Origin of the sequence: Flavobacterium sp. 9AF, from assembly GCF_902506265.1 — a bacterium.
Classification (GTDB): domain Bacteria; phylum Bacteroidota; class Bacteroidia; order Flavobacteriales; family Flavobacteriaceae; genus Flavobacterium.
In genome coordinates this window covers 1-18799 of the sequence record NZ_LR733621.1, presented here as the reverse complement: position 1 = coordinate 18799, position 18799 = coordinate 1, and the positions used below count along the sequence as shown (strand labels likewise).

Sequence of the window (18799 nt, the reverse complement as noted above, 5' to 3'; positions counted from 1 at the left end):
GATAATGAATCTGGAAGTGTTTTGGTTAAAAGAATAGTAAAAAACTAATCTTCAACTTATAAGAAACATAAAAAGTATAACCAGAGAAGTTTTTTTCTCTGGTTTTTTTTTATAAAACGATACGCTACAAATTGATTATATATATTACCCTTTTCTAAACATCTAATATCAACAACCAAATAATTATATAACATCTTCTCCAAATCCTATAACTCTTTTATTATCAAATACAAGTAGTTTTACAAAACAAATAAATACTAAAATAAACGATATGGAAACGAAAGAAAAAAAACAAAAAGCAACAAAAGTAAAACCTACTAAAGATGCTGCGGAAGGATTAAGAGACTTATTCATCGATTCTTTAAAAGACATTTACTGGGCAGAAAAGGCATTAAGCAAAGCATTACCAAAAATGGCTAAAAACGCAACAAGTAGAACACTAATAAAAACAATAGAAAGTCATTTAGAAGAAACACAGCATCAAATTGAAAGACTAGAAAAAGTATTTGAGAGTATTGGCGAAAAAGCAAGTGCTAAGAAATGTGAAGCAATGGACGGTTTAATCAAAGAAGGAGAGGAAATTGTAAAGGAAACGGAAGAAGGCGCAGTGAGAGATGCTGGAATTATTGCAGCATCACAAAAGATTGAACATTATGAAATAGCAACTTATGGCACACTTGCTTCTTTCGCTAAAACACTTAAGGAAGAAAAAGCATTGAAATTATTATTAGAAACACTTAAGGAAGAAAAAGATGCTGATTACGCACTAACTGATGCAGCCTATAACTCAATCAATTTTGATGCAAAACAAAACAAAAAAGAATAAAAAAACACATGTGAGTTATTTTTTTAAATAGAGTCTGTCAGTATTGAGTTATTCGGCAGACTCATTTAATATAATAGTAACAAACATCTTTTATCACATTATTAAAATGAATTATTTCTTAAATCATTTTTCTATTTTACTCTTTTAATTTAAAAAAACAGGTTTTTTCCCTCTCAAAATAAAGGTATTATACCTCATAATTAATCCATTAGCTATAATTAATTTTATCAATCAACTTAAAGAAAATTAATTATGCAAAAAAAATCATATCTAAAAGAATTAAGTATTAGTAATACTCAAAAAAGATTGGGTACAACAAATACAAAGAAAGAAGTAGAAAAAATTCAATCTTGGTTAACACTTTTTGCCATACAAAATCCAAATGCAGGAACTGCAACAGGTATTGATGGCGATTTCGGTCCAGCCACAGAAAAAGCGGTAATGAATTTTCAAAAAACTTTAGGATTAAATCAAACAGGCATAGTGGACAACATTCTTTTTGAAAAATTATGTTTGCCTTTAAAAAATGCATTTGAAACACCTATTGTAGGTAACAATTTAAGAGAATTGATTGTTAATGCAGCAAAAAACCACGCTCAAAATAATCCTTTCGAATTAATTATTAAAGGTCAAAGCAATACTGGACCTTGGGTTAGAGCTTATATGGATGGAAATGAAGGTTCCTCTTGGTACTGGTGCATGGGTTTTGCACAAACCATTATCGATCAAGCAGCTTCTATTCAAGGTAAAAACTTCAAATCTCTAATGCCTCTATCCTATAGTTGTGATACTATTGGTACTACAGGCTTGCAAAAAAATATTTTAACTCGCTATCAAGCAGCCAGAACAAATCCCACATTAATAAAACCAGGAGATTTATTTCTTTTACAAAAATCCACTTATGATTGGTACCATACAGGTATCGTTATTAAAGTTCAAGGCGATATAATAGAAACGATTGAAGGTAATACAAACAATGATGGCTCTAGTAACGGAAACGCAGTATTAAATAGAATAAGAAATTTTAAACAGTCAAAAATTGATTTTTTTTCCATCGAATCTTTGATATAATTAAAAATCAATTCGTCAGTTCGAGTACCTCAATTTCAGTTGAGGTGTATCGAGAACTCTTAGGAGCACAAAACTCTTTTTTTAATAAAACCTCACAACACAACCGTCAGTTCGAGTGCCTCAATTTCAATTGAGGTGTATCGAGAACTCTTAGAAGCACAAAACTCATTTTAAAAATAAAATCTCACAACTAAATCGTCAGTTCGAGTGCCTCAATTTCAATTGAGGTGTATCGAGAACTCTTAGGAGCACATAAATCGAATTCGCAGCAAAATCCTCCCGCTATTCGTTCTATCTTTTTATTTTCTTTCATTTAAATGAGGAAAAAAAGAAAATAAAAAGGATGCCACTATTATCGGGGCTAACCTACAACTTTTTCAATTTAAAACAAGAAAAATTAAATTTTAGTAATATTTTTGGCTCGAATAATCAGAATACACTACAATGAGTTTACATTATCTTATAAGAGAACCAAAAATTTTACAAGAAAAAAATCCTGTTTTAGTATTATTACACGGTTACGGTAGCAATGAAGAAGATTTATTTTCTTTTGCTAGCGAATTACCTGATGAATACTATGTCATTTCAGTGCGTGCTCCGTATAACTTACAACCTTATGGCTATGCTTGGTATGCCATTCATTTTGATGCAGACGAAAATAAATTCTCAGATGATGTTCAAGCCCAACAATCAAGAGATCTAATTGCATCCTTTATTGATGAATTATTAGAAAAATATCCCATCTCTAAAGAGCAAGTAACTTTAATTGGTTTCAGCCAAGGTAGTATTTTAAGCTATGCAACTGCACTATCTTATCCTGAAAAAATTAGCCGTGTAGTGGCTTTAAGTGGTTATTTAAACGAAAATATATTGGCTCCAGAATATCAAAATAAAGAAAACCAACACTTACAATTTTATATTTCACACGGTACCGTTGACCAAGTAATTCCTGTAGATTGGGCAAGAAAAGCAAAACCTTTTTTAGAAAACTTAAATCTTTCAGTAAACTATAAAGAATACCCTATAGGACATGGGGTTTCTCCACAAAATTTTTATGATTTTAAAAATTGGCTAGGGCTTACTAAATAAATAATGATTCAACCTACAGAATACACTATCAAATCTAGCTTTTATGATCGCAACAGAAAACTAATTCTATCGCCAAATTATATTGAATTTGATGATAACGATTGGGTTAATGGGACAAATACTAAATTTGAAATTGAAGAAATTGATTCGTTTCGTTACGGTATTAAATGGTTACATGGTTATGCATTTACATTTGGCCGCATATATTTTATAGAAATTAAAAATAAAGAAGGCAAAATTGTAAAACTAAAATTAAAATCTGTTTACAGGATAAGAAAAAAACAACTGTTTGAAAAGTATGCTTCAATAATTAATCAATTATTGGATTTATATTTTATCCCTATAGCTGAAAAATATATCCAATTATATAACAAAAATGAAGAGTTCTATTTATTATCAATTAAAATCAAACAAGAAGGAATTGAATTAAAAAATGAAAAGGTAATACTTTGGAACGATTTAGAAACAAGAAATTATTTCACCAAATATAGCCTCTCGTCAAAAAAAGATAGTAATTGTTATTGTCTATTCGAATATGCGGAAAATTGGAATGTAGCCGTTTTATTTTCTGTTATTGAAGAAATTAAAAAAAAGTACAATTAGGTTATTAAATTAACTTTTTTATTTTAGATAAGAATTCTTCTGAAACTCCTAAATAGGAAGAAAGATTTCTATTATTAATTTTATAAATCTTATCAGGATGTTTAGTTATAAAATTTAAATATCTTTCTTTAGCCGTCTTATTTAATGTCTCTAATAATCTGTTTTGCATTACAATAGCTACTTTTTGCATCATTAAGCTATGAAAATGCAATAATTTAGGTATCTCTTTAAAAAGCCATTCTTTATTTTCTCTACTTACCACAACTATATCACATATTTCTAGCGATTTAATATTGTATTTGCTTTTCTTCTTATTATAAAAGCCTTCAATATCACAAACCCAATCTCCTTCAAAAGCAAAGAAAGCAATATTTTCAGAACCACTTTCTTCCAATGTATAAATTTTTAAAGAACCTTTTAAAACGAATCCTTCATAATTACAGGCATTGTCTTGAGAAAGAAAAAAATTATTCTTATCTAATTTAACCAACTCAATTTTATCTAGGATTTTTTTCCATTCTAGGTCGGTAAGCTTAATTTCTTTCTCAATAGTTTCTCTTAATAATTTATACATGAATAGTTTAATTTATTAATAAATAAAAAATTTATTTATCCTAAAAATTTCTCATAAAAATACGAATTCGTAATCGATTACGAAAAAAATTTACAGAAAATATATTTTTTACAAAAAGTTTGAACTAATTCAAACTTTTTGTAAAAATCCTTAATGATATTTGCAACATAACAAACAATATTATATTCTTTTAAGGTACCAAAAAGGATATTTTCTAAAAAAACACATTATGAAACTAACAAGTAAACTATCTGTATTAGCCATCTTTGCATTGTTCAACTTAACAAGTTGTGAAAAAGAAAATTTTGATGAAATAACAGAAACAACATCAAAAGAACAAGAAAATATTCTAGCTAAAGCTTGCACTGCACCTGGTTGGGCTTCACAAAATGGAGGCACAAGTGGAGGAAGTGGTACAGAAACAACAGTAACAAATTATTCTCAACTAAAAGCTGCCATAGAAAACAGTTCAGTTAAAGTCGTAAAAGTAACGGGAACTATTTCTATTCCGAACGCTGGAAGAATAAACTTCCAAGATCAATCTGCTAAAACAATTTATGGAACAAGTGGAGCAAAAATTGTGAGTAGCGACCAAACAAAATCAGGCTCAGGAATTTTAAACATTAAAAGATGTAAAAATATAATCATTCGCAATATTATATTTGAAGGTCCAGGAGCATACGATACAGATGGCTGGGATTTAGCAATACTTGACAATTGTCAAAATGTATGGGTAGATCATTGTGAATTTAGAGATGGTGTAGATGGAAATTTTGATATTAAAAATCAATCAGATTATATTACGGTATCTTATACAAAATTCACTTACTTAAAAGCTCCAAAAGCTGGTGGTCCAGGTGGCTCAGACGACCACAGATATTCAAATTTAATAGGTTCAAGTGATAGCGCAACAGGTGATCGTGGAAAATTAAAAATTACTTTTGCACGATGCTGGTGGGCAAGCGGTTGCAGGGAAAGAATGCCAAGAGTACGATTTGGACAAGTCCATATAGTGAATAGTTATTTTAATAGCACAGCTAGTAATAAATGCGTCGCTGCAGGAAAAGAAGCAAATATTCGTGTAGAAAATAATGCTTTTGAAAATGTAAAAAATCCTATCGATTTAATGTCTGGTTTTACTGCCGTAACTTCGGTAGGAAATTCTTTTTCGGGTACTTCTGGCACATCAAGTGGAAGCGGAACAGCATTTACTCCTCCTTATTCCATATCACTCCTTTCCGCATCTAGTGCAAAATCAACAGTTACTTCTGGAGCAGGTGCAACATTATCTGGTAATATATGTAATTCCTTTTAAATAATTTTAAAAAAAGAGACAGTCTTATTACGACTGTCTCTACTTCAAAAAAAACAAACTAAAACTAAACAACTATATACGAGGCAGTAAAACCATATCTATCACGTGAATGACACCATTCTTTTGATTCACATCCGCGATGGTAACCTTAGAACTATCTCCATTTTCATCTGTAATGTAAACATCTTTTCCTTTCATCCAAGCCGTTAAAGTACCTCCACTTACTGTTTTAAAACTATATTTTCCCTTTCCTTTTTTAATAGCAGCTATAATATCTGCAGCACTCCATTTTCCAGCAGCTACATGATATTTCAAAATAGTTTGCAATTGAGCTTTATTTTCTGGTTTCAATAAAGCCTCTACAGTTCCTTTTGGTAATTTATCAAAAGCTTCATTGGTGGGAGCAAAAACAGTAAAAGGTCCTTCAGAAGCTAACACATCAACTAAATCAGCAGCTTTTACAGCTGTCACTAATGTAGTATGATCTTTAGAATTTAGAGCATTTTCAACAATGTTTTTGCTGGGATACATAGGAGCACCACCTACTTGTACCGTTTTTTCATTTTGAGCATTCATTTCAATTCCTGATAAAAAAGTAATAAGAACAAATGCGAAAACCATTTTTTTATTTGTTTTCATGTTTTATATTTTAAGTTATAATGGCATTTACGAGAAAAATGTTTTTTTGGTTTCAAAAAACTTAAAAAAATGCAAAAGCGCAATAATATCAATAGCAATTCAATATTATTTATTACTTTTGGACATCATTAAAAAAACAAATTATGGCAACAGTAACATTAGGTGGAAACCCAATACATACATCTGGAGAATTACCAAAAGTAGGTACACAATCACCAGACTTTACATTAGTTAAAACAGACTTAAGTACAATTAAATTATCAGATTTTGCAGGAACTAAATTAGTTTTAAACATTTTCCCTAGTGTAGATACAGGTACTTGTGCGGCATCGGTGAGAGCTTTTAATGAAAAAGCAAGTCAGTTAGAAAACACTAAAGTATTGTGTATTTCTCGCGATTTACCATTTGCTCAAAAACGTTTTTGTGGAGCTGAAGGATTAGAAAATGTAATTAATTTATCTGATTTTAATTCTGGAAGTTTTGGAAAAGAATACGGTTTAGAAATTATTGAAGGGCCTTTATCGGGTTTACATTCGAGAGTGGTTATCATTTTAGACGAAAAAGGTACTGTTAAATATACGGAACAAGTAGCTGAAATTGCAAACGAACCAAATTACGAATCTGCTTTAGCTGTTCTGTAAATAATGGATTTTGAAAAAGATAATACTTTCGTAACTGGAAGACTAAAAAGTATTGTATTTGCAGTAAAAGGAGCATTTAAACTTGCCACAACCGAACATAGTGTAATGGTGCAATTGAGCATTGGTATTCTAATGATTGTGGCTGGCTTTTATTTTAAAATCACAAAAGAAGAATGGTTAATACAAACTTTAGCAACAGGTCTTGTTCTTGGTGTGGAAGGTTTAAATACTGCTATTGAAAAAATTGCAGATTTTATTCATCCCGATTATCATAAAAAAATTGGTTTTATAAAAGATATTGCAGCAGGTGCAGTATTTTTTGCTGCTTTAACCGCAATAACCATAGGATGTATAATATATATTCCCTATTTATTTTAAATTCTCTATTTTTGTAAAATAGTGTTTGCTTCATGGCTAAAAAAGACAAAAAAGAATCTCAAAATAAAACAGTTTCAAAAGAAAAGAAAAAATTGCATCTTACAAGACCGCAAAAGTTTTCTATTGGTGTCTTACTAGTACTAATTACTATTGCAATTGCATTATCTTTAATTTCCTACTTCATTACTGGAAATTTTGATCAAAGTCAAATAAATGATGTTCTTGATAGAGATGCTCAAACAAAAAATTGGTTAGGAAAATTTGGTGCTTTTCTAGCTAATTTCTTTCTATATGAAGGTTTTGGTGTAGCTTCATTTATATTTTTACGAATTTTATTTTTAGCAGGAATTTATCTAATTTTAGATTTAAGTATAAAAAAATTAAGACGCACACTTTTTTGGGACTTGTATCTTATAATAGTACTTTCTGTTATTTTTGGCTTTTTCTGGGATTATTTACCTGAACTTGCTGGAATTATAGGTTTTGAAATTAATAATTATTTGCAAGACTATATTGGAAAAATTGGGACAGGATTATTATTACTATTTGGTGTTGTTATTTATTTAATATTCAAAATAAAAATTTCTCCTGATAAAGTAAAAAATATTTTTGAAAAACCACAACAATCTTTCAAAGAAGATTTACAAGAAGAAATAGTCAAGAATGAAATTAGTTCTACTCCTATAACAAATGTATTGGAAGAAATAATGGTAGGCGAAGACGAAGACTTTATCCTAAGAGAAGATGAAGAAGCCATTTCGAAAATTGAATTAAAAACTTCAACATTTGAGATTAATAAAGAAGATTTAAAACCTACTATTGCAAATGCATCAGAACTTAATTTAGATCCCAAACCTAAAAGAGAAGAATTTAGCATTACTGAAAAATTAAATTCACCTGAAACAATTATCAATTCTGATGATGATTTTGTCATTCAAAAAATAGAAGAAGAAGAAATTCTTGACAGTAATTTAGCAGCAAAATTAGTTCAAGACTTTGGAGAATTTGATCCTACATTAGAATTATCTAATTATCAATTTCCTCCTATTGATCTTTTAAAAGAATATGCAACTGGTGGAATAACTATTAATCAAACAGAATTAGAAGAAAATAAAAATAGAATTGTTGAAACGTTAAGAAACTATAGTATTGGAATATCACAAATAAAGGCTACTGTCGGACCAACAGTAACACTTTATGAAATTGTTCCTGATGCAGGTATTCGAATTTCTAAAATCAAAAATTTAGAAGATGACATTGCTTTATCTTTAGCCGCACTAGGAATTCGTATTATAGCGCCAATTCCTGGAAAAGGAACCATAGGTATTGAAGTTCCAAACAACAACCCTACTCTAGTTCCAATGAAAACTGCTTTGAGTTCTCACAAATTTCAACAAGCAGAAATGGAACTTCCTGTAGCCTTAGGAAAAACAATATCAAATGAAACTTTTGTAGTAGATTTAGCCAAAATGCCTCACTTATTGATGGCTGGAGCAACGGGTCAAGGAAAATCAGTTGGTTTAAATGCTATTTTAGCTTCTTTACTATATAAAAAACATCCTGCTGAAGTAAAATTTGTATTAGTTGATCCTAAAAAAGTAGAACTTACTTTATTCAATAAAATTGAACGCCATTATTTAGCTAAGCTTCCTGATACTGAAGATGCAATTATTACAGATAACACTAAAGTAATTAACACATTAAATTCTTTGTGTATTGAGATGGACAACCGTTATTCTTTACTAAAAGAAGCTATGGTTAGAAACATTAAAGAATATAATGAAAAATTTAAGCTTCGAAAATTAAATCCAGAAAACGGACATCGTTTTCTACCTTATATTGTACTTGTAGTAGACGAGTTTGCCGATTTAATTATGACAGCTGGTAAAGAAGTAGAAACTCCTATTGCTCGATTAGCACAATTAGCGCGAGCTATTGGTATTCATTTAATCATTGCTACACAAAGACCATCAGTAAATGTCATAACAGGTATGATTAAAGCCAATTTCCCTGCCAGAATTGCATTTCGCGTAATGTCAAAAATAGATTCAAGAACAATTTTAGACGCTGGTGGAGCCGATCAATTAATTGGTAGAGGAGATTTATTATATACTAATGGAAATGACATGGTTAGAGTACAATGTGCCTTTATCGATACACCAGAAGTTGAAAAAGTTTGTGAATTCATTGGTAGCCAAAAAGCATATCCTGAAGCTTATCAATTACCCGAATATGTAGGTGAAGAAAGTGGCACGACTCTTGATATAAACATTTCCGACAGAGATGTCTTATTTAGAGAAGCGGCAGAAGTAATCGTTACAGCACAACAAGGAAGCGCATCACTAATTCAAAGAAAATTAAAATTAGGATATAATAGAGCGGGAAGATTAATTGATCAATTAGAAGCCGCAGGAATTGTAGGTCCTTTTGAAGGTAGTAAAGCACGTGCTGTTTTAATTTCGGATTTAGTCGCATTAGAACATTTTTTAAACAATGAACAAAATAATAATTAATAAGATGAGTAAAATTTTAAAATTAGTATGTTTTCTTTTTGTAAGTTTTTCAATTCAAGCACAAGATGCTGCTAAGGCAAAAAGCCTTCTAGATGAAGTGTCTGACAAGGTAAAAACGTATGAAAATATTGTTATTGATTTTAAGTATGCTTTAAGTAACCCTAAAGAAAACATTAATCAAGAGAGTAAAGGTAATGTAACCCTTAAAGGCAATTTATATAATTTAAACTTTATGGGAGTAACAAAAATTTTTGACGGGAAAAAAGTTTATACAATTGTTCCAGAAGATGAAGAAATCTCTATTTCAAAATTTGATGATAAAGATGAAAATGCAGTAACACCATCTAAAATGTTAACTTTTTTCAACACTGGTTATAAATATTCTTGGGATATTTTACAAGATGTAAAAGGAAGAAAAATTCAATATATAAAATTAATTCCTATTAGTTCTAAAGACCAAAGAAAAGAAATCTTATTAGGTATAGATGTGCAAACTAAAAACATCTATAATCTTATTGAAGTTGGAAAAAATGGCACAAGAACAACATTAACTGTTAATTCTTTTAAAACGAATCAACCTATTTCCGATAATCATTTTACCTTTACCGAATCAAAATATCCAAATTATTACATTAATAGACTTGATTAAAAGGTGAAAATCTTAGATAAATACATTATAAAATCCTTTTTGATTACATTTACTTCGGTATTTGTAATCCTTTTTTTTATATTCGTTTTACAAGGAATCTGGTTATTTATTTCTGAACTAGCAGGAAAAGATCTCGATTTTTTTACGATAATAAAATTTCTATCCTTTTATGCGCCTACAATTGTTCCGTTAGTATTACCATTATCGGTGGTTTTAGCTTCCATCATGACATTTGGTAGTTTTGCAGAAAATTATGAATTCGCTGCCATGAAATCATCAGGAATTTCATTACAAAGAGCCATGAGAATGCTTAGTTTACTCATATTTGGTTTAAGTATTGTCTCTTTTATCTTTGCCAATAATGTTATTCCAAAAGCGCAATATAAGTTTCTTAACTTAAGGAAAAATATTGTACAACAACGACCTGCCATGGCAATTGCTGAGGGTCAGTTTAACCCCATTGGTCCTGCTATTAATATTAAGGTAGAGAAAAAAACAGGTGATAATGGTCGTTTCTTAGAAGATGTTACCATGCATATTAAAAATGTAAATGCTGGTTTAGGTGCTAATACAGTAATTAAGGCTAAAAACGGTATTTTAAGAAGTGATGAAAATTCGAATACCTTACAATTAGAATTATTAGATGGCAACTACTATGAAAATATCATTCCAAAAAAATATGAAGAGCGTAATAAGCAACCTTTTGCAAAAAGTAGTTTTAAAAAGTACATTCTCAATATTGACCTAACTAAACTAGATGAAAATGCTGGTGATAATGGAGATATCACTTCAGAAAAAATGTTAACTCTTAACGAGTTGAACTATACGATTGATTCCTTGCAAACCAATTTAAATAAAGACATTGTTTCATTTGCTGAAAACTCACTTCAAAGAAATGATTACGTCTTTCTACTTAAAAAGAATCAAGAGATAGACAAAGAAAAAAAAGTAGATGATATTCTATCTATTTTTAATACTATAGAAAAGCAAAAAGTGTTAGAAATGGCTAAAAGCAATACTTCGAGTAATGAATTTAGCATTGTAAATAGCCAAAATGATTTAGAATATAAAATGAAGAACCTAAATTCACATTGGGTTGTCGTTCATGAAAAATTTATTATTGCCTTTTCTTGTTTATTAATGTTTTTTATTGGTGCACCTTTAGGAGCCATTATTCGAAAAGGAGGAATAGGATTACCTATTGTATTTGCTATTGTAATATTCATTGCTTTCCATTTCATGAATACTTTTGGAAAAAAATTAGCAGAAGAAAATACGATACCAATTATCCTTGGTATGTGGATGTCTTCCATCCTACTTACACCCTTAGCCATCTTTTTAACTTATAGAGCTACAAACGATATAGGAATAATGATTAATTTTGACTGGTTAATCGATCCAATTAAAAGGCTCTTTTCAAGATTTTCAAAAAACTAACTATACAAATGTCAAACAACATACAACTCAACACCATCGAAGAAGCTATAGAAGATATCCGTCAAGGAAAAGTAATTATAGTTGTTGATGATGAAGACAGAGAAAATGAAGGAGATTTCTTAGCTGCGGCAGAAAAATGTACTCCAGAAATGATTAATTTCATGGCCACTCATGGAAGAGGTTTAATTTGTACTCCTCTTACAGAAAGTAGATGTAAAGAACTCGATTTACATGCTATGGTAAGAAACAACACCGACCATATGGAAACGGCTTTTACTGTTTCTATAGATTTAAAAGGGAATGGCGTAACGACTGGAATTTCTGCTTCTGATAGAGCCAAAACTGTCCTTTCATTAATTGATCCTAATACAAAACCATTTGATTTAGCAAGACCAGGTCATATTTTTCCTCTTATAGCAAAACAAGGTGGTGTACTTAGAAGAACGGGGCATACAGAAGCTGCCATAGATTTTGCACGTCTGGCTGGCTTCAAACCTGCTGGTGTAATTGTAGAAATCATGAATGAAGACGGTACTATGGCTCGTCTACCTCAACTCGTAGAAGTTGCTAAAAAATTCAATTTAAAATTAGTCTCTATTGAAGACCTAGTTGCTTACCGAATGCAACATGATAGTTTAATTCAAAAGAAAGAAGATTTTGAAATTGAAACTCGTTTTGGTACTTTTAGATTAAGAGCTTACTTACAAACTACTAATCAGCAAGTTCATTTAGCTCTTACTAAAGGCAATTGGAGTAATGGAGAAGCCATACTTACTAGAATAAATTCAACTCAAGTTAACAATGATATTCTAGGTACTTTAACGAATGATGCTGATAAAAAATTGGATGTTATGTTCAAAAAAATCAATGAAGTAGGTAAAGGTGCTATCATTTTTATTAATCAAGAAGTAAAATCCTTAGAACTTCTTTCTCGTTTATCAGAATTAAAAAAACTACAAGAAGAAGGAATAATCAAAGCGCCTCAAGTAAAAATGGACAACAAAGACTTTGGAATAGGTGCTCAAATTTTACATGATATAGATATCTCAAGAATAAAATTATTATCTAATAATACAGAGCAAACTAAGCGTGTAGGTATGATTGGTTATGGATTAGAAATTACAGAATATGTAAATTATTAATTAAAAAACCATAGTTTTACAGCTAAAGAGGACACAGTAATAATCAAAAACAAACGAATTACTTTGTCCTCTTTTTTTACAGACCAACGACTTCCAAACCAAGCTCCAGTTGCATTCCCAATAGTTAGTATAAAAGCTAACATATAATCAATTTGTTTCTCAAAAGCAAATACTAATACAGCACCTACGGTATAAACACAAACTACAAAAACTTTAGTTGCATTGGATTTTAATAATGACAAACCATTAATATAAGGTAAAACCAATAATATTAAAAAACCGATTCCTGCGTTAATAAAACCACCATAAATACCTAAAAAAAAGAAAACTACTAACGAAATATACAAACTTTTACCAGTGGTTCTTTCAATAATTTCAGTGTAATTTTTATTTGGATTAAAAATAATGGTAACCAAAACCATTATCATGATAACTGCTAAAATTTTATTAAATGTATCACCATCAATATCAATTGCTAATTTTGCACCAATAAATGAACCTATTAATGCCGATAATCCAAGATACAAACTAAAAGGATAAGTAGAAATACCTTTACTTTTGAAACCTCTTATAGCTGAAAATGTTTGTACTAAAATAGCTATTCTATTAGTCCCATTAGCTAATGGTGCTGGCAAACCCATAAATATCAATGTAGGCAAAGTTAATAAAGTTCCTCCTCCTGCAACAGTGTTTAAAAAACCAGCTATAAAACCAATTGGAATTAATAGCAAGTATTCATATTGAAAGCTCATAAATTAAGAAATAGGCAACAAAGATATTGAAATAATACATTATCCAAGTCATTGAAAAAACAAGCAATAAGCATAAATCACAGTTTTATAAAAAAATGTTAAAACGAAACAAATTTTTATAATAAATAATCTATTTTTACTACTTAATACAACCAAACTATTAAAAAATGAAAAAAAGATTAATTCCTTGTGGATTGCTAACTTTACTTCTACTAAGTTGTAACTCTGTTCCTAAAGCTCAAAAAGAAACAGATTTAACAAAATATATGAATACAATTACTGCAAATGAACTCAGTACTCACTTACATATTGTTGCTTCCGACGAAATGGAAGGTAGAGACACAGGTACTGAAGGGCAAAAAAAAGCAGGAAAATACCTCATTGAACAATACAAAAAAAACAACATTAACTTTCCTAGTGAAGCCGATGGTTGGTATCAAAAAGTGCCTTCAGAATTTATGGCAAAAGGATTTTCTCCAAAACTAAACGATTCTGAAAACATTTGGGCTTTTATAAAAGGATCAGAAAAACCGGAAGAAATCTTAGTTATCTCGGCACATTATGATCATGTAGGAACAAAAAATGGCGAAGTATTTAATGGTGCAGATGATGATGGATCAGGAACTGTGGCTTTGTTAGAAATTGCGCAAGCATTTGCACAAGCAAAAAAAGAAGGTTATGGACCAAAACGTTCGATTTTATTCTTACATGTAACGGGCGAAGAACATGGATTACATGGTTCTAGATTTTATTCTGAAAATCCTTTATTCCCTCTTAAAAACACGATTGCTGATATTAATATAGACATGATTGGTCGTCGTGATACGCTTCATCCTGAAACGAATAATTATGTTTATGTTATTGGTTCTGATCGTTTAAGTTCTGAATTACACACTATTAATGAAGAAGTAAACGAAAAGTACACCCATTTAATATTGGATTATAAATACAATGACAGAAATGATCCTGAAAGAATTTATTATCGTTCGGATCATTATAATTTTGCTAAAAAAGGTGTACCTGCCATTTTCTTTTTTAACGGAGTACATGCTGACTACCATAAAGCATCAGACACACCTGATAAAATTGAATACGATGCGTTAGCAAAAAGAGCGCAATTAGCATTCACATTAGCTTGGGAACTGGCTAATAGAGAAGACAGAATTGTAGTTGATAAAGACGGAAAATAATTTTAAATACTATTTACTATAAATCCTCATTCATAAATGAGGATTTATGTTTTCAAAAAAAAGTATGCTTAATAAAATTCATCATGTAGCCATTATTTGTTCAAATTATGAAATTTCAAAAAAATTCTACACTGAAATTCTAGGACTAGAAATTATTCGAGAAACATATAGAATTGAAAGACATTCCTACAAATTAGATTTAGCCATTAATGGCCTATATTGTGTGGAATTATTCTCTTTTCCAAAACCTCCAAAAAGAATTTCAAGGCCTGAAGCTACTGGTTTAAGACACCTCGCATTTGAAGTAGCTACTATTGAAGATATTATAACTCACTTACATCGTTTTGATATTGAAATAGAGCCTATACGAATTGATGAACTAACAAATAAACGTTTTACTTTTATTCAAGACCCAGATGGTTTACCTATAGAATTTTATGAAAAATAGCCTAAGGTAAAGAGACTAATTCAAAAGAGTTCAATTTCTGTAAATCTAAAATAGTTTTACTATCATCTTCGTTTTGATTGTACATAATAATAAACTTCGCTCCATAAACCACCTCTTTAAAAACATAAGAAGTTCTTTTTACAAGATGCGTACTGTATACATCATCAAATACTTTTATAAAAACAATAATTTCTCCATCTAGAGAAGCATAATCTTCTGACTTAAATCCGTATAAAGGACTTTTTTCAGTTATTGGATGAACCAATGTCCAGCTTAGTGTTAAAGCATTTACTTTATCTAATTCTAATGGCAATTGATAAAATTTATTTACCATCACACCATTTTCTTCCATCGTTAAGCCTACATTAACCCTTGCTTCAGCATCTGTAAGATTAACGTTTTTAAAAGGAGTCATTCTAAACATTAAAGCGGTTCCGTCTTGATAAGGAGCTATAACGGCATTCTCTGAAAAACGTATATAAGCTTCTGGTTTACTAAAACGTCCAAAAAACAAACCAGTAGCAATCGCAAAAGTTAATAAGCCCGTTAATGCTTCTACCGAAGAAACAAAACTTGTCCAAAAACCTGTAGGATTAATATGTCCATAACCTACAGTTGTAAAAGTTTGCACACTAAAGAAAAAAGCTTGTCCAAACTTTTCTAAACCAGTAGTCGCAACAATTCCATTTAAATGTTCAACTCCAATAAAATAATAAATAGTAGCGAAAAACAAATTAACTAGAAAATAAAACAAGATGATTATTCCGAAAAATTGCCATCTAGGTATGTTTAACATAAAATGATGCCAACTTATACTATCTATCCAGCTAATACCCGTTTTCTTAACATTGGCATTACCGTTTTTGTTGATAAATCGCCCCCCATAATTTGATGCATTGGTCCCAAAACCAGATGAATCAATAGTTTTTGCTTTGGAATTAATTGACTTAAATAATGCCATTTTTGTAATATAAAGGTTTTATGGTAATCAAAGTTAATATTTATTATGCTTACTCAATCATTTATAGTACATTTACTAATGAAATTAAAATATAATGGAAATCAAAAAAGATCTAAAATTAGCTGTTCTTATAGATGCTGACAACGTGCCTTATGCAAATGTAAAAGAAATGTTTGAAGAGATAGCAAAATATGGTACGCCTACTTTTAAACGAATTTATGCCGACTGGACAAAACCTACAGTTTCTGGATGGAAAAATGTCTTGTTACAAAATGCTATCACACCAGTACAACAATATAGCTATTCAACAGGAAAAAACGCAAGCGATAGTGCTTTAATAATTGATGCAATGGATATCTTATATACGGGAAAAGTAGATGGATTTTGCATTGTATCAAGTGATTCCGATTTCACAAGGCTTGCTACTCGATTAAGAGAAGCGGGAATGACAGTTATTGGTATTGGAGAAAAGAAAACATTAAAGCCATTTATTACTGCTTGTGATAAATTTATTTATATTGAAATCTTAAAGAAAGATGATGTAGAAAATCAACCTGAAAGCACTACTAAAAAAACGAATAAAAATAATTCTCAGAAGAAGAAGGCACCACTTAGTAAAATTGATCCAAAAATTATACAACTTTTCTCTACAAGTATTGATGATTTAGAAGATGAAAATGGTTGGGCTTTTTTAGGTGATTTAGGCAATTTAATTCTAAAAAAGAAAACGGATTTTGATCCTAGAAATTACGGTTTTAGTAAATTATTACCTCTTATAAAAAGCATGCAAAAATTTGATATCGATGTAAGAGAAACCAATAATACCAATGTAAAACATATTTATATCAGAAAAAAATAAAATTCATTTCAGTCATTTGTCCCTATTAATATAATTATCTCAAAAATATAAAAACCTACACAACAATATTTTAACCCCAAAAACACGAGTCAAAAAAAATTTCTATTTTTGACTAAATTTAAACAATGAGAAAAAATGCCCTACTTGTCGTTTTTTTTATTTCAATAAATATATGGAGTCAAAAAAACATAGAACCTTCCCCTACTGATATTAAAACAGCAAAAGAATTAAGAGAAAAATTTGACAAATCTGATATCGCCATTTTAAAAAGTACCGAAAAAGTCAATTTTGAAATAGCAAAAGATAAAAAGAATGTTGAAGTTAATTATGCCATTTCTGAAGTATTATTAAATATTAACCATAGAGCTGATATTCAAAAATATGAGTTTTATGACAGTCAATCTTTAATAAACACTTTTTCATTAAAATATAAGAATAACAAACCCGCTAATATTTATGCAAGAGATGAATTTTATAAAAGCAATGATCTGTTTTATAATGATGCAAGGGTAAAATATTTTAATATTGACTTTCCTATACAAGGATATACTTATTTATATGATATAGAAAAGAAAATAAATGATGTAAAATACTTTACATCTATTTATTTTAACGATGAATTCCCTGTCATCGACAAAGAAATAATAATAACTGTTCCAAAATGGTTAACACTTGAAATTAAGGAGTTTAATTTTGAAGGCTTCGACATTACAAAAACAGAAGTAAAAAATACTGAAAGCACCATTTTTAAATATACTATTAAAAATATTCCTCCATCTAAAAAAGAAAAACTAGCTCCAGGTCCAAGTTATATTTATCCTCATATTTTATTTATAGCCAAATCGTTTGAAAATAAAAATGAAAAAACAATATTGTTTAATAAAACTGCCGATTTATATAAATGGTATAAATCTTTAATTGATTCAATGGATGATGATCCCACAATATTTGAAAATAAGGTTAAGGAATTAACCCAAAATGCAAAAAACGATGAAGAAAAAATTAAACAAATTTATTATTGGGTTCAAGATAACATAAGATATATTGCTTTTGAAGATGGTATTGCAGGATTCAAACCCGATGATTCTCAAAATGTATTTAATAAACGTTATGGTGATTGCAAAGGAATGGCTAATCTAACAAAACAAATGCTAAAATTAGCAGGGTTTGATGCTCGATTATGTTGGATTGGTACAAAACACATTGCATATAATTATAGTATTCCTTCTTTATCTGTTGATAATCATATGATTTGTGCATTGATAAAAGATGGTAAAAAATACTATTTAGATGGTACTGAAAAATACAATTCTTTTAAAGAATATGCTGAAAGAATTCAAGGGAAAGAAGTTTTAATAGAAAATGGTAATGATTTTATTATTGATAAAATTCCTTCACAAAAAGCGGTTTCTAATAAAGATGTTTATACTGTTAACTATACAATTGAAGGAGAAACTTTAAAAGGAAAGGTCAATAAAGAATATTCTGGAGAAAGTAGAGCTTCTTTTTTATACAATTACAACACCATTAAAAATGATAAAAAAGAAGAAGCTTTAAAATGGTATATCAATTCGGGAAATAAAAATTATATTGTAAATAATATAATTACTTCCGATTTAACAAATAGAGATCAAAATGTCAAATTAAGCTATGATGTGTCTTTAGAAAACCATGTTTCCTCTTTCGATAATGAAATGTATATAGATTTAGAT

At 29.7% G+C, this 18799-nt stretch carries 19 protein-coding genes; 15 read left to right on the top strand and 4 right to left on the bottom strand.

The window, feature by feature from the left end; all coding sequences use genetic code 11:
- The first annotated feature begins 271 nt into the window (after window positions 1-271).
- The 4 genes from HALO113_RS18400 (at window position 272) to HALO113_RS18385 (ending at window position 3589) form a co-directional block, all read left to right on the top strand.
- A complete protein-coding gene (locus tag HALO113_RS18400; RefSeq protein ID WP_159780604.1) occupies window positions 272-826 on the top strand; it encodes a ferritin-like domain-containing protein in 555 nt (184 codons plus the stop codon).
- 252 nt (window positions 827-1078) lie between these two features.
- Window positions 1079-1897 (top strand): peptidoglycan-binding protein, encoded by an 819-nt coding sequence (locus HALO113_RS18395; protein WP_159780603.1) that lies wholly within the window; start codon window positions 1079-1081, stop codon window positions 1895-1897.
- A gap of 444 nt (window positions 1898-2341) precedes the next feature.
- Window positions 2342-2986, top strand: a complete 645-nt coding sequence (locus tag HALO113_RS18390) for an alpha/beta hydrolase (protein WP_159780602.1) — start codon at window positions 2342-2344, stop codon at window positions 2984-2986.
- Window positions 2987-2989: 3 nt separating this feature from the next.
- A complete protein-coding gene (locus tag HALO113_RS18385; RefSeq protein WP_159780601.1) occupies window positions 2990-3589 on the top strand; it encodes a hypothetical protein in 600 nt (199 codons plus the stop codon).
- A 4-nt stretch (window positions 3590-3593) separates the two neighbouring features.
- Here the strand turns inward: HALO113_RS18385 and HALO113_RS18380 are convergent, their stop codons facing one another.
- Complete coding sequence (locus tag HALO113_RS18380; protein ID WP_159780600.1) at window positions 3594-4163, bottom strand: Crp/Fnr family transcriptional regulator; 570 nt, start codon at window positions 4161-4163, stop codon at window positions 3594-3596.
- A gap of 229 nt (window positions 4164-4392) precedes the next feature.
- Here HALO113_RS18380 and HALO113_RS18375 point away from each other — a divergent pair, with 229 nt between their 5' ends.
- Window positions 4393-5478, top strand: coding sequence for a polysaccharide lyase family 1 protein (locus HALO113_RS18375; protein WP_159780599.1), 1086 nt, complete (start codon window positions 4393-4395; stop codon window positions 5476-5478).
- Between the two features lie 72 nt (window positions 5479-5550).
- On the opposite strand, the gene HALO113_RS18370 is transcribed toward HALO113_RS18375, so the two are convergent.
- Entirely contained in the window at window positions 5551-6117 is a 567-nt protein-coding gene (locus tag HALO113_RS18370) for a fasciclin domain-containing protein (RefSeq protein WP_159780598.1), read from the bottom strand.
- A 143-nt stretch (window positions 6118-6260) separates the two neighbouring features.
- Between HALO113_RS18370 and tpx the strand changes: the two genes are divergently transcribed.
- The 6 genes from tpx to ribB are packed head-to-tail and all read left to right on the top strand — an operon-like array spanning window position 6261 to window position 12877.
- Complete coding sequence (gene tpx, locus HALO113_RS18365; protein ID WP_159780597.1) at window positions 6261-6758, top strand: thiol peroxidase; 498 nt, start codon at window positions 6261-6263, stop codon at window positions 6756-6758.
- 3 nt (window positions 6759-6761) lie between these two features.
- Window positions 6762-7136 carry a diacylglycerol kinase gene (locus HALO113_RS18360; protein WP_159780596.1) on the top strand — a complete coding sequence of 125 codons (375 nt, stop codon included), beginning with the start codon at window positions 6762-6764 and terminating at the stop codon, window positions 7134-7136.
- A gap of 32 nt (window positions 7137-7168) precedes the next feature.
- Complete coding sequence (locus tag HALO113_RS18355) at window positions 7169-9649, top strand: DNA translocase FtsK (protein WP_159780595.1); 2481 nt, start codon at window positions 7169-7171, stop codon at window positions 9647-9649.
- A gap of 4 nt (window positions 9650-9653) precedes the next feature.
- Window positions 9654-10298, top strand: coding sequence for an outer membrane lipoprotein carrier protein LolA (locus HALO113_RS18350; RefSeq protein WP_236554808.1), 645 nt, complete (start codon window positions 9654-9656; stop codon window positions 10296-10298).
- 3 nt (window positions 10299-10301) lie between these two features.
- The gene (locus tag HALO113_RS18345) at window positions 10302-11735 is read left to right on the top strand and encodes an LptF/LptG family permease (protein WP_159780593.1); all 1434 of its coding nucleotides are present in this window, start codon (window positions 10302-10304) and stop codon (window positions 11733-11735) included.
- Between the two features lie 8 nt (window positions 11736-11743).
- Window positions 11744-12877: a 3,4-dihydroxy-2-butanone-4-phosphate synthase gene (gene ribB / locus HALO113_RS18340; protein ID WP_201297713.1), complete on the top strand. Its 1134-nt coding sequence runs from the start codon at window positions 11744-11746 to the stop codon at window positions 12875-12877.
- Here ribB and HALO113_RS18335 read toward each other — a convergent pair.
- Window positions 12874-13629 (bottom strand): sulfite exporter TauE/SafE family protein, encoded by a 756-nt coding sequence (locus HALO113_RS18335; RefSeq protein ID WP_159780592.1) that lies wholly within the window; start codon window positions 13627-13629, stop codon window positions 12874-12876. The genes ribB and HALO113_RS18335 overlap by 4 nt on opposite strands.
- 167 nt (window positions 13630-13796) lie before the next feature.
- Here HALO113_RS18335 and HALO113_RS18330 point away from each other — a divergent pair, with 167 nt between their 5' ends.
- A complete protein-coding gene (locus HALO113_RS18330; RefSeq protein ID WP_159780591.1) occupies window positions 13797-14819 on the top strand; it encodes a M28 family metallopeptidase in 1023 nt (340 codons plus the stop codon).
- Window positions 14820-14883: 64 nt separating this feature from the next.
- Window positions 14884-15267 carry a VOC family protein gene (locus HALO113_RS18325; protein ID WP_159780590.1) on the top strand — a complete coding sequence of 128 codons (384 nt, stop codon included), beginning with the start codon at window positions 14884-14886 and terminating at the stop codon, window positions 15265-15267.
- A 1-nt stretch (window position 15268) separates the two neighbouring features.
- Here HALO113_RS18325 and HALO113_RS18320 read toward each other — a convergent pair whose 3' ends face one another.
- Window positions 15269-16228: an ion channel gene (locus HALO113_RS18320; protein WP_159780589.1), complete on the bottom strand. Its 960-nt coding sequence runs from the start codon at window positions 16226-16228 to the stop codon at window positions 15269-15271.
- A 94-nt stretch (window positions 16229-16322) separates the two neighbouring features.
- On the opposite strand from HALO113_RS18320, the gene HALO113_RS18315 reads away from it, so the two are divergent.
- Both HALO113_RS18315 and HALO113_RS18310 read left to right on the top strand, forming a co-directional pair.
- Complete coding sequence (locus tag HALO113_RS18315) at window positions 16323-17087, top strand: NYN domain-containing protein (protein WP_159780588.1); 765 nt, start codon at window positions 16323-16325, stop codon at window positions 17085-17087.
- 125 nt (window positions 17088-17212) lie between these two features.
- Window positions 17213-18799, top strand: a 1587-nt coding sequence (locus HALO113_RS18310; protein WP_159780587.1) for a transglutaminase family protein, incomplete at its 3' end; no start/stop codon positions are given.